Origin of the sequence: Arthrobacter sp. Leaf337 (genome assembly GCF_001423745.1) — a bacterium.
GTDB lineage: Bacteria > Actinomycetota > Actinomycetes > Actinomycetales > Micrococcaceae > Arthrobacter.
The window spans coordinates 59,232-73,525 of the sequence record NZ_LMPC01000007.1 but is presented as its reverse complement, the minus strand read 5'-3'; the positions used below and the strand labels follow the sequence as shown (position 1 = coordinate 73,525).

Here is a 14,294-nt window from a genome sequence, read left to right as displayed (position 1 = left end):
GCACTATAGCTAGTGCCGGCGGTGGTCCTGGATGGTCATGCGGGGGCCGAACGTGGGTTTCCGGAAGCCGCTGAGGCCGATCATCCGCACCACCCGCTGCCGGTGTCCCTGCCACGGGGCCAACAGCCGCAGCATGCCGGCGTCGTCAGTCCTCCGCCCGGTCAGCGCGGCCCCCACGTAGGCCGCGAGGTGGTAGTCGCCCACCGCGATGGAGTCCGGGCAGCCATGGGTTCTCTGCACCACCTCCGCCGTGGTCCAGCTGCCGATGCCGGGAATGGTCTGCATCTTGGCCGCTGCTTCCGCGGCCGGCACCTTCGCCAGACGTTCAAGGGCGACGGCGGAACGCAGCGCCCGCATGACCGTTGCCGAACGCTGCGGTCCCACGCCGGCCTTGTGCCACTCCCACGACGGGACGCGCAGCCACTGCTCCGGGGTGGGCTGAAGCCGCAGCCCCGCCGGTGCGGCCGTGCCCGCGCCGGGTGCCGCGGTGCCGAAGCGGTACACCAGGTAGCGGTAACCCCGGCGCGCTTCGATGACCGTGACCTTCTGCTCAAGAATGGTGGGCACCAGCGAGTCAATCATCCGGCCGGTGGCAGGGAGTCGCAGCGCCAGGTTCCGGCGTCGGGCCTCCACCACCATCCGGGGGAGCGTGGCGTGGAACTCCGGGTGGTCAAAAGCGGACCAGTCGTCCCCGCTGCCCAGCAGCCGCGGGGCGGCGGCCACGGCCTCCTCCGAACCCGGTCCCCACGACTGAATGTCGACTGCCGGTTCGCGGGGGTCCCCGGAAACGGCGAGACGCAGCGTCACCGGGCCGCCCGGCGTCGTGAACGCCATCCAGAGCCCGTCCGGCCCCGACGCAAAAGCGGGATCACCGTTGCCGCGCATCAAGGTTCCGAGGGACTGCAGCAGGCTGAACGGGCCGCCGGGATGCCACCGCAGCGAGGCGTCCGCCGCGGCGGCCAGGCCGGCGGGGACGTCTGCGATGGTCATTTAACAATCGTCCCACGCTGGGCTGACAGTGCCGGAAACAGCAGTGCCGGAAACAGCAGTGCCGGAAACGGGCAAGGCCAAACGGCCCTGCCCGTCTGGCATGCCCGGGCCTAGACTCCAGTTGTGGCGCGGACCGCCCGCGCCGGGCCCTGTAGGGCCGGACTGTGGAATGCCAGGTGAGAACAGTGGCCGGAGGAGTGGTGCACTTCGAGATCCCCGCGGACGACGAAAACCGCGCACGGGACTTCTACACATCCGCTTTCGGGTGGGAATTTCAGGTCATGCCCGAAATGGAATACAGCCTGGCGATGACCACGCCGATGGACGAAACGGGCATGCCCACTGTTCCCGGATCCATCAACGGCGGTCTGTTCAGGCGCGGGGACTTGACCGCCCCGGTTGTCACTGTTGACGTCGAGGACATTGACGCGGCCTTAGAGAAAATTGCCGCCCTGGGCGGTGCGGTCCACCGGGCCAAAATGGAGGTTCCAGGCATGGGATGGAACGCGTATTTCAAAGACAGCGAAGGCAACATCGTCGGCCTGTGGCAGAACGCCGAACCCGGCTCCAACCCTGCCGCCAGCTCCGACGCCGCAGCGAACGACATCGGAGCGTAGCGCCTCAGCGCATCCCCCTCACTGCATCCCCCTCAGTGCATCCCTGAGACCACCCACAGCGCCACGACAGCCAAGGGAACGGTCAGCGCCACGGCTGCCAGGCCTGCGAGCGCGAATCCGCCCCATTTGATCCGGACGTTCAGCGCACGGAGCCGTTCGTGCCAGAGCAACGTGGCCAGGGACGCCCACGGACTGACCAGCGGACCAAGGTTTACGCCGATGAGCAGGGCCGCCAGCCTCACGGGCGATCCCGCCACCGGTTCCAGGACCAGGTAGGCGGGGAGGTTGTTGGCTGCGTCGGCGGCGCCCGCGCCCAGTCCGGCCAGCTGCAGGTGATGCACGGCCCGATCGTCCCACCCTCGCTGCCAAAGCGGGTGCAGCGGTCCCGAGACGGTAACTTTGTACCTATGAAGTACGCCCAGTCCGTCCTGGACCTCATCGGCAACACGCCTCTCGTCAAGCTCAACCACGTCACCGACGGCATCCAAGCCACCGTCCTGGCCAAGGTGGAATACCTGAACCCGGGCGGGTCCATCAAGGACCGGATCGCGGCGAAGATGATCGAAGAGGCGGAACGGGACGGCAAACTGCTCCCCGGCGGAACCATTGTTGAACCCACGTCCGGAAACACCGGTGTTGGCCTGGCCCTCGTGGCACAGCAGAAGGGCTACCGGTGCGTCTTCGTCGTGCCGGACAAGGTGGGCGAGGACAAGCGCGCCGTCCTGCAGGCCTACGGTGCCGAAGTGGTTGTGACGCCGACCGCCGTCGCCCCGGACAGCCCGCAAAGCTATTACAGCGTGTCGGACCGACTCGTCACCGAAATCCCCGGCGCCTACAAGCCGGACCAGTTCTCCAACCCCGCCGCGCCCGGCAGCCACTACGAGACCACCGGGCCCGAAATCTGGCGCGACACCGACGGCCGGGTCACGCACTGCGTGATCGGCGCCGGGACCGGCGGCACCATCACCGGAACGGGCCGCTACCTCAAGGAGGTGTCCGCCAACCGTCCCGAGGCCGACGGCGGACGCGTCCGGATCATCGGCGCCGACCCCGAAGGCTCGGTTTACTCCGGCGGCACCGGCCGCCCCTACTTCGTGGAGGGCGTCGGCGAGGACATGTGGCCGGCGAACTACGACAAGGCCGTCCCGGACGACGTGATTGCCGTCAGCGACGCCGAGTCCTTCGAGATGACCCGCAGGCTGGCCCGCGAAGAGGGCCTACTGGTGGGTGGCTCCTCGGGCATGGCCGTGGTGGCCGCACTCCAGGTGGCCAAGGACCTGCCCGAGGACGCCGTGGTGGTGGTGATCCTGCCCGACTCGGGCCGCGGCTACCTGGCCAAGATCTTCAACGACCAGTGGATGCGCTCCTACGGTTTCCTGTCCGGCGGCGAAGAGGCCTCTGTCGGCGAGGTGCTCAAGTCGAAGACCGGTGAACTTCCGGCGCTGGTGCACATCCACCCTAACGAAACCGTCCGCGATGTCATCAACATCATGAATGAGTTCGGCGTCTCCCACATCCCGGTCCTGTCCCAGGAGCCGCCGGTGGTCATGGGCGAAGTGCTGGGCGCCGTGGACGAGCGGAGCCTCACCTCCAAGCTGTTCCGCGGCGAGGCGAAGCTGACCGACAAGATCTCCGAACACATGGGGGAGCGACTGCCCGTGATCGGGTCCCTGGAGACCATCTCCGCCGCCCGCGAACTGCTCTCCGACGTCGACACCGTGATGGTCACCTTCGTCGGCGCCCCCGTGGGCATCCTGACCCGCCACGACCTGCTCGCCTACCTCAGTAACTAACTTCCGGTGCTTGAGCCTGTCGAAACCCGGATCGACAAGTTCGGGCTCCGGATGCGGGCTCGATCACCGTATGAAAGGACCTTCAATGTCTGTTTCTGAAAACCAAGGTTTCAACACCCGCGCCGTCCACGCCGGCCAGGCCTTCGAGCCGCGGACCGGCGCTGTCGTGCCCCCGCTGCACTTCAGTTCCACGTATGCCCAGGACGGAATCGGCGGGCTCCGTGACGGCTATGAATACGGCCGCGGCGGAAACCCCACCCGCGACGCGCTGCAGGAGCAGTTGGCCGCGCTCGAAGGCGGCTCGCACGCGTACTCCTTCAGCTCCGGCCTGGCCGCGGAGGACTCCCTCATCCGTGCCCTCACCCGCCCCGGGGACCACATCGTGCTGGGCAACGACGCCTACGGCGGAACCTACCGCCTGATCAGCCGTGTGCTGGGTGAATGGGGAATCGGCAACACGCCCGTGGACATGGCGGACCTCGACGCCGTCGCCACGGCCGTTGCCGCGGGCGGAACAGACGGCGGCAAGACCCGCCTCGTGTGGGTGGAGACTCCGTCCAACCCGATGATGAAGATCACCGACATCGCTGCCCTGGCCAAGCTGGCGCACGACGCCGGGGCCCTCCTGGTGGTGGACAACACCTTCGCTTCTCCCTACCTGCAGACCCCGCTGGCGCTCGGTGCCGACATCGTGGTGCACTCCACCACCAAATACATCGGCGGCCACTCCGACGTCGTCGGCGGTGCGATCGTGGTCAACGACGCCGGGCTTGCCGAGAAGATCGGCTTCGTCCAGTTCGCCGTTGGCGCGGTTTCCGGCCCCATGGACGCCTTCCTCACCACCCGCGGGCTCAAGACCCTCGGTGTCCGGATGGACCGGCACAGCGACAACGCCCAGGCGGTGGCCGAGTGGCTGCTGGAGCGCCCCGAAGTGGAGGCCGTGCTCTACCCGGGCCTGCCCTCGCACCCGGGCCACGAGCTCGCGAAGAAGCAGATGAAGAAGTTCGGCGGCATGATCTCCGTGCAGTTCAAGGGCGGCGAAGCCGCGGCCCGCACGGTCGCGGAGAACACCTCGGTCTTCACCCTGGCCGAATCCCTCGGCGGCATCGAATCGCTCATGAACTACCCCTCCGAAATGACGCATGCCTCCGTCAAGGGAACCGAGCTGGCTGTTCCGGTCAACCTGATCCGGCTCTCCTGCGGCATCGAGGACGTCGAGGACCTCATCGCGGACCTTGAGCACGCCTTCACCTTCATCGGGACGGGCAGCTAGCCGCCGGTGACCATCTCGCTTCGGGCCGTATCGCCCACCACCCGCGGCTGGCTCGCGACGGCGGCGGGTGCCCTGATCCTGGCCTTTGCAGTGTGGTTCCTGTACACGGACTACAAGCCGTTCATGAACGACTTCGAGGTCTACTACTACGGCGGCGGCCGCGTGCTGGCAACGGGTGAAGGCGGCGTCAACGAGCTCTACGCGCCGCGGGACGGCCTGCCGTTTACGTACCCGCCGTTCGCTGCCCTGCTCTTTGCCGCCCTGGCCACCATGGACTTCGGCGCGAGCAGCCTGCTCTTCATCGGTGCCGCCCTGGCCGGCGCCGCGGTGGTGGCCGGCTGGCTGGCCCGGCACTACTTCGGCATGACGACGTGGCGCGCGGCCTTCGCCGACTACCGCTTCAGGACCACCGCCTTGTTGGGAACCGGGGCGATCCTGCTCCTGGGGCCATGGCGGGACACGTTTGTCTTCGGCCAGATCAACATCATCCTGATGGGCGTGATCCTGGCTGATTTCGCGTTGTACGGGAAGTCGCGTGCGGGCGAAATCCGCTGGCCCGCAGGCCTGCTGATCGGTCTGGCCGCCGGAGTGAAGCTCACCCCGCTCGCGTTCGGCCTGTACTTCCTGGTCCGCCGCGATTTCAAGGCGCTGGGCTGGATGGCCGCCGGCTTCTTCGGTTCCATTGCGCTGTCCTGGGCGGTGCTGCCGAATGCCTCGCTGACCTTCTGGACCAAGATCCTGCCGGACACCGGACGGATCGGCGGTCCCGGCTACGTGGACAACCTGTCCGTCAAGGGGCTGCTCCTGCACGTCGGCATGCCGGACTCGTCACTGACCAACCTGGCGTGGCTGGGCCTCTCGCTGGCGCTGGTGGTTCTCGCCGCCCTGGTCATCAAATGGGCGGTGGACGCTGACGAGAACTTCATCGCAGTGTCCGCCACCGCCGTCCTGATGCTGTTGATCAGCCCGGTTTCCTGGTCGCACCACTGGGTCTGGGTTGCTGTTGCATTGCCCAGCATGGTCTTCGCGATGCACCGCGTGCCGTCACGAAACGGCAGGATGCGTACGGCCGGCTGGGTCATCGTGGTCTTCTCCACCATCGCCTTCTACATGACGCCAAAGAACCTGGCCGTCTGGGCCGGAGCAGCCGAATGGGGCAAGGACCCGCAGACGCAGTGGCAGCTCACCGTGTCCAGCCTGGGCGTGGTGTGCGGCATCGCCATGCTCGCCTACTGGGCCCTCGCGTACCACCCCTCGAGGGCCGCGCTCCGCCCGTAACCCCGGAGCCCGGTGGGCCTCAGGAAATGCTAGCTTTCTTGAAGAAAGTCAGCTACGGTTGCCTGCATGGCACTCCGTTCCGACTGGTCCCAACGCAGCTGCGCCATGGCGCGCGGCCTGGACATCCTTGGCGACCCCTGGAGCATGCTGGTGCTCCGCGAGGTCTTCTTCGGCAACGGCCGCTTCGATGCGATGAAGAATCGGCTGATGGTGGCCGATTCCGTGCTCACCAAACGCCTTGCGGGTCTGGTGGACGCCGGGCTGCTGGAGCGGAAACCGTACGACGACGGCGGCCGCACCAGGCAGGAATACGTGCTCACCGAGAAGGGTGAGGACGCACTGCCGGTGCTCAACGCCGTCGTGATCTGGGCCGAAAAGCACCTCCCGGCGCCGTCCGAACAGGCGCACATGTTTGTCATCCACACAACGTGCGGTCAGCGCACGACCTCCGCGGACAGCTGCACCGCCTGCGGTGAGCGGCTCACTGCCGAAAACACCAGCTGGCACAGCCTCACCCGCACACCGGAGCCGGTCCGGCTGGCCACCGCCCCGGCTCCCTCCCGCGACGCATTTTCACAGAACGGACCCGCAGCATGAACGCCCCCGAGACCGCCCTGCAGCCCGCGCCCACCAAACGGACGCGCAGAAAGCTGCACCCCGCGTGGATTGTGGCCGCCGTTGCGTTCCTGGCACTGGTGGGCGCTGCCGGCTTCCGGGCCGCCCCCGGCGTCCTGATGGTGCCGCTGCAGAACGAGTTCGGCTGGTCCACCACGGTTCTGTCCGCTGCCGTCAGCATCAACCTGGTGCTGTTCGGCCTCACCGCGCCGTTCGCCGCGGCGCTCATGGAACGGTTCGGCATCCGGGCGGTGACCTCGGTGGCCCTCGTGCTGATCGGCGCCGGCAGTGCGTTGACCGTGCTGGTGAACCAGTCGTGGCAGATCCTGCTGACCTGGGGGCTGCTGATCGGACTGGGCACGGGGTCCATGGCACTGGTCTTCGCCGCCACCATCGCCAACACCTGGTTCAGCACGAGCCGCGGCCTGGTGATCGGCATCCTGACGGCCGGCAGCGCCGCGGGGCAGCTGGTCTTCCTGCCCTTCATCGCCATGCTTGCCCAGGACCCCGGCTGGCGGCAGGCATCCCTGCTCATCGCAGCCGGCGCCCTCGCGGTGGTGCCGCTGGTGCTCAAATTCCTCAAGAACTCACCCGCCGACGCCGGCGTGCTGCCCTACGGCGCCGACGCCGTCCCGGAACAGGCGCCTGAACCCGCGCCCGGTAAAACCGTGCCCGGGGATGCTGCAGCACCCGCCGGGAATGCGGCAATCCGGGCACTCCAGGTGCTCAAACGCGCCAGCAAGGTCCGGACGTTCTGGGCACTGGTGGCCGGCTTCGCGATCTGCGGTGCCACCACTAACGGGCTCATCGGCACCCACTTCATCCCCTCCGCGCACGACCACGGCATGGCGGAAACCACGGCGGCGGGCCTGCTCGCCGTCGTCGGCATCTTCGACATTGTGGGCACCATCGCCTCCGGCTGGCTGACGGACCGCTTCAACCCGCGGATCCTGCTGGCGGTGTACTACCAGTTCCGCGGCATCGGGCTGCTGGTGCTGCCGCTGCTGCTGAGCGCCACGGTCCAGCCCAGCATGATCGTGTTCGTGGTGATCTACGGACTGGACTGGGTGGCCACCGTTCCGCCCACCGCCGCCATCTGCCGCCAGGTCTTCGGCGCCGACGGCAGTGTGGTGTTCGGGTGGGTGTTCGCCGCCCATCAGCTCGGCGCTGCCGCCGCCGCTCTGGCCGCCGGCGCCATCCGCGACGCGACCGGCCAGTACACCTACGCCTGGTTCGGCGCAGCTGCCATGTGCACCATTGCCGCCGTCATCAGCGCCACCATCCGCAAGGACGCCGCTGCGCGGGAACCGGTCCTGGTTGAGGCCAGGACCGCTGAGCGCTGAGTGCCAACCGCCGGACGCTGAGTACTGGGCGCTGACAGCTGAGGGCCGAGTGCCCGTGCCACGCCGGGGTTGCGTAACAGGGGACGGGCCCGCTGCATCAGTAGGATGTGGGGAGGACGCGCCTGATCCGGCGCGAGTCAGCCGGCACAACATCGCGATACGCGCTAACGCGCCTACAGTGGCGCCGCTCTGCAGGAACAAACGTTTGGGGACACGGGATGGCACTGCTCGACGCCGAAAACGACGCCGGCAAGGGAACCACCGCGCTGAGGACCGCCGCACCGATGACTGCCGCACCCAGAACTGCCGGGGCCAGGTACCGCGGCCGGCTGGCGCTGGGCATCTCCGGCGAGCTGGTGACGTTGCTGGCCATCCTGGCTACAGCCGTCTTTATGTCCTCAAGGCTTGATGCCTGGGGTGAGCAGGGCCTGGACTTCAGCGTTTACTGGCACGGCGGCAAGATCCTCAACGAAGCCGGCCAGGCGCCGTCGAACCTGTACAGCAGGACTGTGGGCTGGGCCGGAGGCCCGGAACTGCCGTTCACGTACCCGCCGTTCGCCGCGCTGCTGTTCGGCCTGCTGGCCAGGCTGCCGGAGGAATCCGCCCTGATGCTCTTCAACGCCGCCGGCGTGGCCGTGGCAGTGTGGGTCGCCGTGCGCGGTGTGCGGTACTGGAGCGCCAAGCAGGACTGGCGCAGCACCTTCGGGGGCGCCGGGTTCAAGGCAACCCGCAACCGGTGGGGCGCCGTCATCCTGCTGCTCGCCGTCATCAACCTGGGCCCCTGGCGCGAGACACTGGCGTTCGGCCAGATCAACATCCTGCTCATGGGGCTCATGGCCGCGGACCTCCTGGCCGGGAACCAGCGCTGGAACCAGGGTCTTCCGGGCCGCGGCTTCCTCGTGGGCATGGCCGCCGGCATCAAGCTGACACCCCTGGTCTTCGGGCTGTACTTCCTGGTGCGCAAGGACTGGCGCGGACTTTTCAACATGGCCGGCGGGTTCGCGTTCACCGTGCTGCTGGGCTGGCTGGTCCGCCCGGCGGAATCGATCACGTTCTGGCTGGAAATCCTCCCGGACACGTCCAGGATCGGCGGGGCGGGCTATGTGGACAACCTCTCCATCAAGGGCGCGCTGCTGCATTTCGGTGTTCCCGAAGCCGGCGTCACCGTCCCCTGGCTGCTGCTGAGCATTCTGGTGACGGGCATGGGCGCCATGGTTATCAAGGTTGCCAGCGAGCAGGGCGCCCGCGTGGTGGCCATTTCCGCGACGGCCCTCACCATGCTCCTCATCAGCCCTGTCTCCTGGTCCCACCACTGGGTCTGGATGGCAGCCGTGCTTCCGGCCTTCGCATGGACCCTCCGCGAGACACCGTACCGCCATCGGGCAACCCGCTGGGTCATGGGCGGCGTGCTCGGGGCATCCATTATCGTGTTCTTCTTCTCGCCCAAAAGCATCGGCGAGGCCCTGGGCGCGGAGAACCTGGACTTCCAGGTGCCCGAGCCCTGGCTGATGGCCTCCAGCGCCGGCGTCTTCTGCGCGGTGGCCATCCTGGCCTGCTGGCTCGTGGTGCTCCGGCGTGGCTCGCTGGCTGACGTGCCTGCATGAACCGGACGGCAATGGTCACAGGCGTCGGCCGCCTGGCCGGAATCGGTGCCGGCATCGCCAGGCACCTGGCCGCCGACGGCTGGGACCTGGTGCTGACGTACTGGCACGACTACGACTCCCGGATGCCCTGGGGAGTCCAGCCGGACGACGTCGAACGCCTCGCAGCGGAGCTGGAAGCAACCGGCGCCCGCGTCCTTGCGCTCCCGGCGGACCTGGAGGATCCACAGGCCGTGGACCGGCTCATGGAGTCAGTGGCAGAGCAAGCCGGTACATTGCAGGGGCTGGTGCTCAGCCACGCCGAGTCCGTGGACTCAGGCATCCTGGACACCACCCTGGCAAGCTGGGAACGGCACTTCGCCGTGAACACCCGGGCCAGCTGGCAGCTGATCGCCGCCTTCGCCCGGCAGGCGGCGCACGACGGGGGCGCGATCGTGGCGCTGACCAGTGACCACACAGCGTTCAACCTGCCGTACGGCGCATCCAAGGGCGCGCTGGACCGGACCGTCATTGCCGCGGCACGGGAGCTGGGCCCGCTGGGCATCACGGCAAACGTGCTGAATCCCGGCCCGGTGGACACCGGCTGGATGGACCAACAGGTACGCGAGGACCTCACGCGGCGCCAGCCCGGCGGGCGGCTCGGAACCCCTGCGGATGTGGCGGGAACGGTGGCGTTCCTGCTCTCGCCCCAGGGCCGCTGGGTGTCCGGGCAGCTGATCAAGTCCGACGGCGGCTTCTCGGCCTAGGTTCCCCGCGTCAGCCCAACTGGCTCGCAGTTAACGTCGTCAAACGCGCTTTTCGCGACGTTAACTGCGAGCCAGTTGGGAGAGACCTAGCGGAAGGCGCCGATGCCGGTGATGTGCTGGCCCAGGATCAGCGTGTGGACCTCGTCCGTACCCTCGTAGGTCCGCACCGACTCGAGGTTGGCGGCGTGCCGCAGCGGCGAGTAGTCCAGCGTGATCCCGTTGCCTCCCAGGATGGAGCGGGCCTCCCGGGCAATGGCCAACGCCTCGCGGACATTGTTTAGCTTGCCGAGGGAGATCTGTTCCGGCTTCAGCGTGCCGGCGTCCTTCAGCCGGCCCAGGTGGAGTGCCAGCAGGGTGCCTTTCTGGATCTCCACGAGCATGTTCACCAGCTTCTCCTGGGTGAGCTGGTAGCCGGCCAGCGGCCTGCCGAACTGGAGCCGGTCCTGCGAGTACTTGAGCGCGGCTTCGTAGGAATCGCGGGCAGCCCCCATCGCACCCCAGGCAATCCCGTACCGCGCTTCGTTAAGGCAGGTGAAGGGGCCGCTGAGGCCGCGGGCACCCGGCAGCAGGGCCTCGGGTCCCAGCCGCACGCCGTCGAACATCACATCGCACTGGATCGAGGCGCGCATCGAAAGCTTCCGGCCGATCGGCGTCGCGGTGACCCCGGGTGTTCCGGCCGGGACCAGGAAGCCGCGGACGCCGTCGTCGGTCATGGCCCAGACCACCATCACGCCGGCAACGGACGCGAGCCCGATCCAGCGCTTGGCGCCGTCGAGCACCCAGCCGGCGTCGTCCCCGGAACCGTCGCGGCGTGCGACGGTGGTCATTGAGGAAGGATCCGAGCCCGCCGAAGGTTCGGTCAGGGCGAAGCAGCCGATCACCTCGCCGGCTGCCATCCGGGGGAGCCATTCCTGCTTCTGGTCCTCTGACCCCCAGCGGTGGATGGCCGTCATGGCAAGGGATCCCTGGACCGAGACGAAGGTGCGGATCCCGGAGTCCCCGGCCTCCAGCTCCATGGCGGCCAGACCGTACTCGACGGCGGAGCGGCCCGGGCAGCGGTAACCCTGCAGATGCATGCCGAGCACGCCCAGCTCGCCCAGTTCGGGGGCAAGGTCGAGCGGAAAGACGGCGTCGTCGTACCAGCGGGCAATGTCCGGCTTGATCCGTTGCTCCGTGAAATCGCGGATCCGCTCACGGACCGCCAGTTCTTCAGCGGTCAGCAGGGCGTCCAGGGCGAGGACATCGGAGGTGTCCGAAACAGAGGGCAGGTCAGCGGCGTTGCTCATTGGAGCATCCTACGGCTTCCGCCTTTCGCGAGGCTTCATCCCGCTGCGGCTAGAGTCTGCTGGGCGCCGGCCGCTTCGCCAGGAAGTAGTCCCGGGTGGCAGGGGCGAAGCGGCACACCACGGCCAGCACGACGCCCAAGGCCAGCAGCACCACGCCGCTGACGAAGGCACCGCCCACGCCGAAGATCTCCGTGTCGCCGTACGAAGGATCCCACATCTGGACGGCGGAGATGAAGAACGCGGCGGTCAGCATCAGGGCGCCAAGCAGCGGCAGGAGGCCCCGGAACCACAGGTTGCGGGCGGAATCGCGCAGCGTCCCGCGGAAGAACCAGAAGCACGCGAAGCCGGTCAGTGCGTAGTAGAACGCGATGAACAGGCTGATGGCGCTGATCGAGTCGGAGAGGAGGTTCTGGCTGAGGAAGCTCATGGCCACGTAATACACGACGGCGGCAGCCCCCATCACCTGCGTGGAGAACCCCGGCGTCTGGTTGCGCGGGTGGACCTCGCCGAACTTGGCCGGCAGGGCGCCGTGGACGCCCATGGACAGCGTGCCGCGGGCGGTGGGCAGGATGGTGGTCTGGGTCGAGGACAGCACCGACGCCAGTACCGCCACCACGATCAGCCAGCCCCAGGGGCCCAGCACTACGTCCTTCATTGCGAGGAAGACGTCGTCCTGGTTCTCGGCGTTGCCCAGGCCGATGCCGTCCGTGCCCACCGTGGCATACATCATCACCAGCAGCGCCACCGAGACGTAGATCGCCATGAGGACGAAGGCCGAGATGACGGCGCCGCGGCCGGGCGTCGTCGCCGGATTCTCGGTTTCTTCGTTCACGGCCAGGCAGGTGTCCCAGCCCCAGTAGATGAAGAGTGCCAGGAGGGCGCCGTGCACCACTGCGCCGGGGTCGGCGAAGGCGCCTGCTGGGTTGAACCACTCGATGTCGAACGCCTGGCCCTCCGGCGCCCCGCCCGCGATCCGGAACACGATGGCCAGGGCAAATATGCCCAGCGAGACATACTGCACGTACGTCAAGACCCGCTGGACGTGCTCGCCAAGCCGGATGCCGCGGTAGTTCACCAGTGTCATGAAAATGATGAACACTACGCCCGTGGCCGTCACCAGCAGGTCGTTTTCCGCCAGCGAACCGTCGCCGATCAGCAGCCACAGGTACTGCCCGGCCACCTGGGCCAGGTTGGCGAGCACCACGATGCCGGCCAAGGCAACGCCCCAGCCGCCCAGCCAGCCAGCCCACGGGCCGAACGTCCGGCGGGCCCAGATGAACGTGGTGCCGCAGTCCGGCATGGCGCTGTTCAGTTCCCGGAAGGCGTAGGCGATGAAGAGCACCGGCACAAAGCCCAGGAGCAGGATCAGCGGCGTGTAATTGCCGTTCACTGCGACGATCAGGCCCAGCGTGGCCGCCAGCGAATAGACAGGAGCGGTGGAAGCCAGGCCCAGCATGACGGAGTCGCCCAGGTCCAAGATGCCGGCACGCAGCCCCTTGGACGGAACTCCCGCCGTCGAGTTCCCTGTGCTCATAGTGCGATACCTGCTTTGCTGGAGGAGGCCGAGGCGGCCTGGACTGAAAGAGGGGCCGGGGCGTCGATCGTGTTGGGGACGAACCGGCAGAAGTAATCGGTGATGGGGCCGTCGGATTCGCGGATGCCGCAGCCCACGGACTCGCCATCCACCACCCACAGCCCCAGGACGGGGTGGTTGCCGTCGAAATCGGGCAGCGAGTGGAACTGCTGGTAGCACCAGCCTTCGCGCCCGTAGCCGCCCGGCTGCTCCAAGTTGATGCCGGCCGCGTGGATCTTGATGTTGTCCCCCTCGCGGCCGTGCAGGGGCTTCGCCACCCATTCCTTCAGCGGTCCGGGCTCGTTCAGATACGCCGGGAGGAGGTTCGGGTGCTCCGGGTACAGGTGCCACAGCGCTGCCAGGAGCGCCTTGTTGGACAGCAGCATCTTCCACGCCGGCTCCACCCAGCGCGGATTGTGGGCACGCTGGAGCAGCCGCTGGCCGAAGGGCTCCTTCATCATCAGCTCCCACGGATACAGCTTGAAGATGGTGCTGATCATGAAGTTGTCCAGGTCCACAAAGCGGTTCAGGTTGGGGTCCCAGCCGATGTCGGACATGTTGATGCCGATGGTGGTCCAGCCGCCCTGGCCCGCGACGTCGCGCATGTAGGCCGCCGTCATCCAGTCCTCGCCGGACTGCTCCGCTTCGGAATGGGCGATGTGCAGGGTGCTCATGCCGGTGCGGTACTGCAGCTTCTTCCACTGCCGGATCAGGGCTTCATGGATGCCGTTCCACTGGTCCTTCTCCGGGAACACGTCCTGCAGCCAGAACCACTGCGCCACCGAAGCCTCGATCAGCCCGGTGGGGGTGTCCGCGTTGTACTCCAGCATCTTGGCCGGGCCGCCGTGACCGTCGTAGACGAAATCGAACCGGCCGTAGATGTCCATGTCCCCGGCCTGCAGGGATTCAGCGGCCAGCTCCAGCGCCTGCGGTCCGATCCCGATGTTGCCCATGGCTCCGGTGGCAAGGTACTTGGCCGCCTCAAGGCACATCAGGTGCATATCCTCGGCCGTCTTTTCGAGGGTTTCCACCTCGTCCATGGTGAATTCGTAGTAGGCCGATTCGTTCCAGTACTCGATCTTCTTGCCGTCCGGCATGGTGGTGGTGGAAAAGACGAGCCCCTGTTCCTCGATCTTCTGTTTCCAGTCGGGCCTGGGGGTTGCACTCAGTCTCTTCATG

General features: G+C 67.5%; 12 protein-coding genes and 1 pseudogene. 8 read left to right on the top strand and 5 right to left on the bottom strand.

The genetic code is table 11. The annotated features are described in order from the left end of the window. Positions 1–9: 9 nt before the first annotated feature. Positions 10–990, bottom strand: coding sequence for a DNA-3-methyladenine glycosylase family protein (locus tag ASF98_RS07475; protein WP_055799674.1), 981 nt, complete (start codon positions 988–990; stop codon positions 10–12). Between the two features lie 185 nt (positions 991–1,175). On the opposite strand from ASF98_RS07475, the gene ASF98_RS07470 reads away from it, so the two are divergent. After that, positions 1,176–1,607, top strand: a complete 432-nt coding sequence (locus ASF98_RS07470; RefSeq protein WP_055799673.1) for a VOC family protein — start codon at positions 1,176–1,178, stop codon at positions 1,605–1,607. 32 nt (positions 1,608–1,639) lie between these two features. Here the strand turns inward: ASF98_RS07470 and ASF98_RS07465 are convergent. Continuing rightward, positions 1,640–1,939: pseudogene (locus tag ASF98_RS07465) on the bottom strand (ArsB/NhaD family transporter); the annotation flags it as partial. A 75-nt stretch (positions 1,940–2,014) separates the two neighbouring features. Here ASF98_RS07465 and ASF98_RS07460 point away from each other — a divergent pair. The 7 genes from ASF98_RS07460 to ASF98_RS07430 all read left to right on the top strand — a co-directional run bounded on the left by ASF98_RS07460 (position 2,015) and on the right by ASF98_RS07430 (position 10,256). Then, complete coding sequence (locus tag ASF98_RS07460) at positions 2,015–3,400, top strand: cystathionine beta-synthase (protein WP_055799667.1); 1,386 nt, start codon at positions 2,015–2,017, stop codon at positions 3,398–3,400. Positions 3,401–3,485: 85 nt separating this feature from the next. Continuing rightward, positions 3,486–4,673 carry a cystathionine gamma-synthase gene (locus ASF98_RS07455; protein WP_055799662.1) on the top strand — a complete coding sequence of 396 codons (1,188 nt, stop codon included), beginning with the start codon at positions 3,486–3,488 and terminating at the stop codon, positions 4,671–4,673. 6 nt (positions 4,674–4,679) lie between these two features. Further along, positions 4,680–5,951, top strand: a complete 1,272-nt coding sequence (locus ASF98_RS07450) for a glycosyltransferase 87 family protein (RefSeq protein WP_055799659.1) — start codon at positions 4,680–4,682, stop codon at positions 5,949–5,951. Positions 5,952–6,017: 66 nt separating this feature from the next. Next, entirely contained in the window at positions 6,018–6,548 is a 531-nt protein-coding gene (locus ASF98_RS07445) for a winged helix-turn-helix transcriptional regulator (protein WP_055799657.1), read from the top strand. Next, complete coding sequence (locus ASF98_RS07440) at positions 6,545–7,909, top strand: MFS transporter (protein WP_055799654.1); 1,365 nt, start codon at positions 6,545–6,547, stop codon at positions 7,907–7,909. Before ASF98_RS07445 ends, ASF98_RS07440 begins: the two co-directional genes overlap by 4 nt. 218 nt (positions 7,910–8,127) lie before the next feature. Next, the gene (locus ASF98_RS07435; RefSeq protein WP_235505682.1) at positions 8,128–9,513 is read left to right on the top strand and encodes a glycosyltransferase 87 family protein; all 1,386 of its coding nucleotides are present in this window, start codon (positions 8,128–8,130) and stop codon (positions 9,511–9,513) included. After that, the gene (locus ASF98_RS07430) at positions 9,510–10,256 is read left to right on the top strand and encodes an SDR family oxidoreductase (protein WP_055799650.1); all 747 of its coding nucleotides are present in this window, start codon (positions 9,510–9,512) and stop codon (positions 10,254–10,256) included. Before ASF98_RS07435 ends, ASF98_RS07430 begins: the two co-directional genes overlap by 4 nt. Before the next feature lie 86 nt (positions 10,257–10,342). On the opposite strand, the gene ASF98_RS07425 is transcribed toward ASF98_RS07430, so the two are convergent. From ASF98_RS07425 to ASF98_RS07415, 3 genes are read right to left on the bottom strand one after another with little or no spacing between them, the layout of a single operon-like run. Then, a complete protein-coding gene (locus tag ASF98_RS07425; RefSeq protein ID WP_055799648.1) occupies positions 10,343–11,542 on the bottom strand; it encodes an acyl-CoA dehydrogenase family protein in 1,200 nt (399 codons plus the stop codon). Between the two features lie 49 nt (positions 11,543–11,591). Beyond that, positions 11,592–13,076, bottom strand: coding sequence for an APC family permease (locus ASF98_RS07420; protein WP_055799645.1), 1,485 nt, complete (start codon positions 13,074–13,076; stop codon positions 11,592–11,594). Beyond that, positions 13,073–14,293 carry a glutathionylspermidine synthase family protein gene (locus ASF98_RS07415; protein ID WP_055799642.1) on the bottom strand — a complete coding sequence of 407 codons (1,221 nt, stop codon included), beginning with the start codon at positions 14,291–14,293 and terminating at the stop codon, positions 13,073–13,075. The genes ASF98_RS07420 and ASF98_RS07415 overlap by 4 nt, the downstream gene beginning before the upstream one ends. Position 14,294 lies beyond the last annotated feature (1 nt).

Excerpts from the sequence above, each read along its gene's own strand:
- ASF98_RS07475 (WP_055799674.1), bottom strand. The coding sequence starts at position 990 with ATGACCATCGCAGACGTCCCCGCCGGCCTGGCCGCCGCGGCGGACGCC.
- ASF98_RS07460 (WP_055799667.1), top strand. The coding sequence starts at position 2,015 with ATGAAGTACGCCCAGTCCGTCCTGGACCTCATCGGCAACACGCCTCTC.
- ASF98_RS07455 (WP_055799662.1), top strand. The coding sequence starts at position 3,486 with ATGTCTGTTTCTGAAAACCAAGGTTTCAACACCCGCGCCGTCCACGCC.
- ASF98_RS07445 (WP_055799657.1), top strand. The coding sequence starts at position 6,018 with ATGGCACTCCGTTCCGACTGGTCCCAACGCAGCTGCGCCATGGCGCGC.
- ASF98_RS07440 (WP_055799654.1), top strand. The coding sequence starts at position 6,545 with ATGAACGCCCCCGAGACCGCCCTGCAGCCCGCGCCCACCAAACGGACG.
- ASF98_RS07435 (WP_235505682.1), top strand. The coding sequence starts at position 8,128 with ATGGCACTGCTCGACGCCGAAAACGACGCCGGCAAGGGAACCACCGCG.
- ASF98_RS07430 (WP_055799650.1), top strand. The coding sequence starts at position 9,510 with ATGAACCGGACGGCAATGGTCACAGGCGTCGGCCGCCTGGCCGGAATC.
- ASF98_RS07425 (WP_055799648.1), bottom strand. The coding sequence starts at position 11,542 with ATGAGCAACGCCGCTGACCTGCCCTCTGTTTCGGACACCTCCGATGTC.
- ASF98_RS07420 (WP_055799645.1), bottom strand. The coding sequence starts at position 13,076 with ATGAGCACAGGGAACTCGACGGCGGGAGTTCCGTCCAAGGGGCTGCGT.
- ASF98_RS07415 (WP_055799642.1), bottom strand. The coding sequence starts at position 14,293 with ATGAAGAGACTGAGTGCAACCCCCAGGCCCGACTGGAAACAGAAGATC.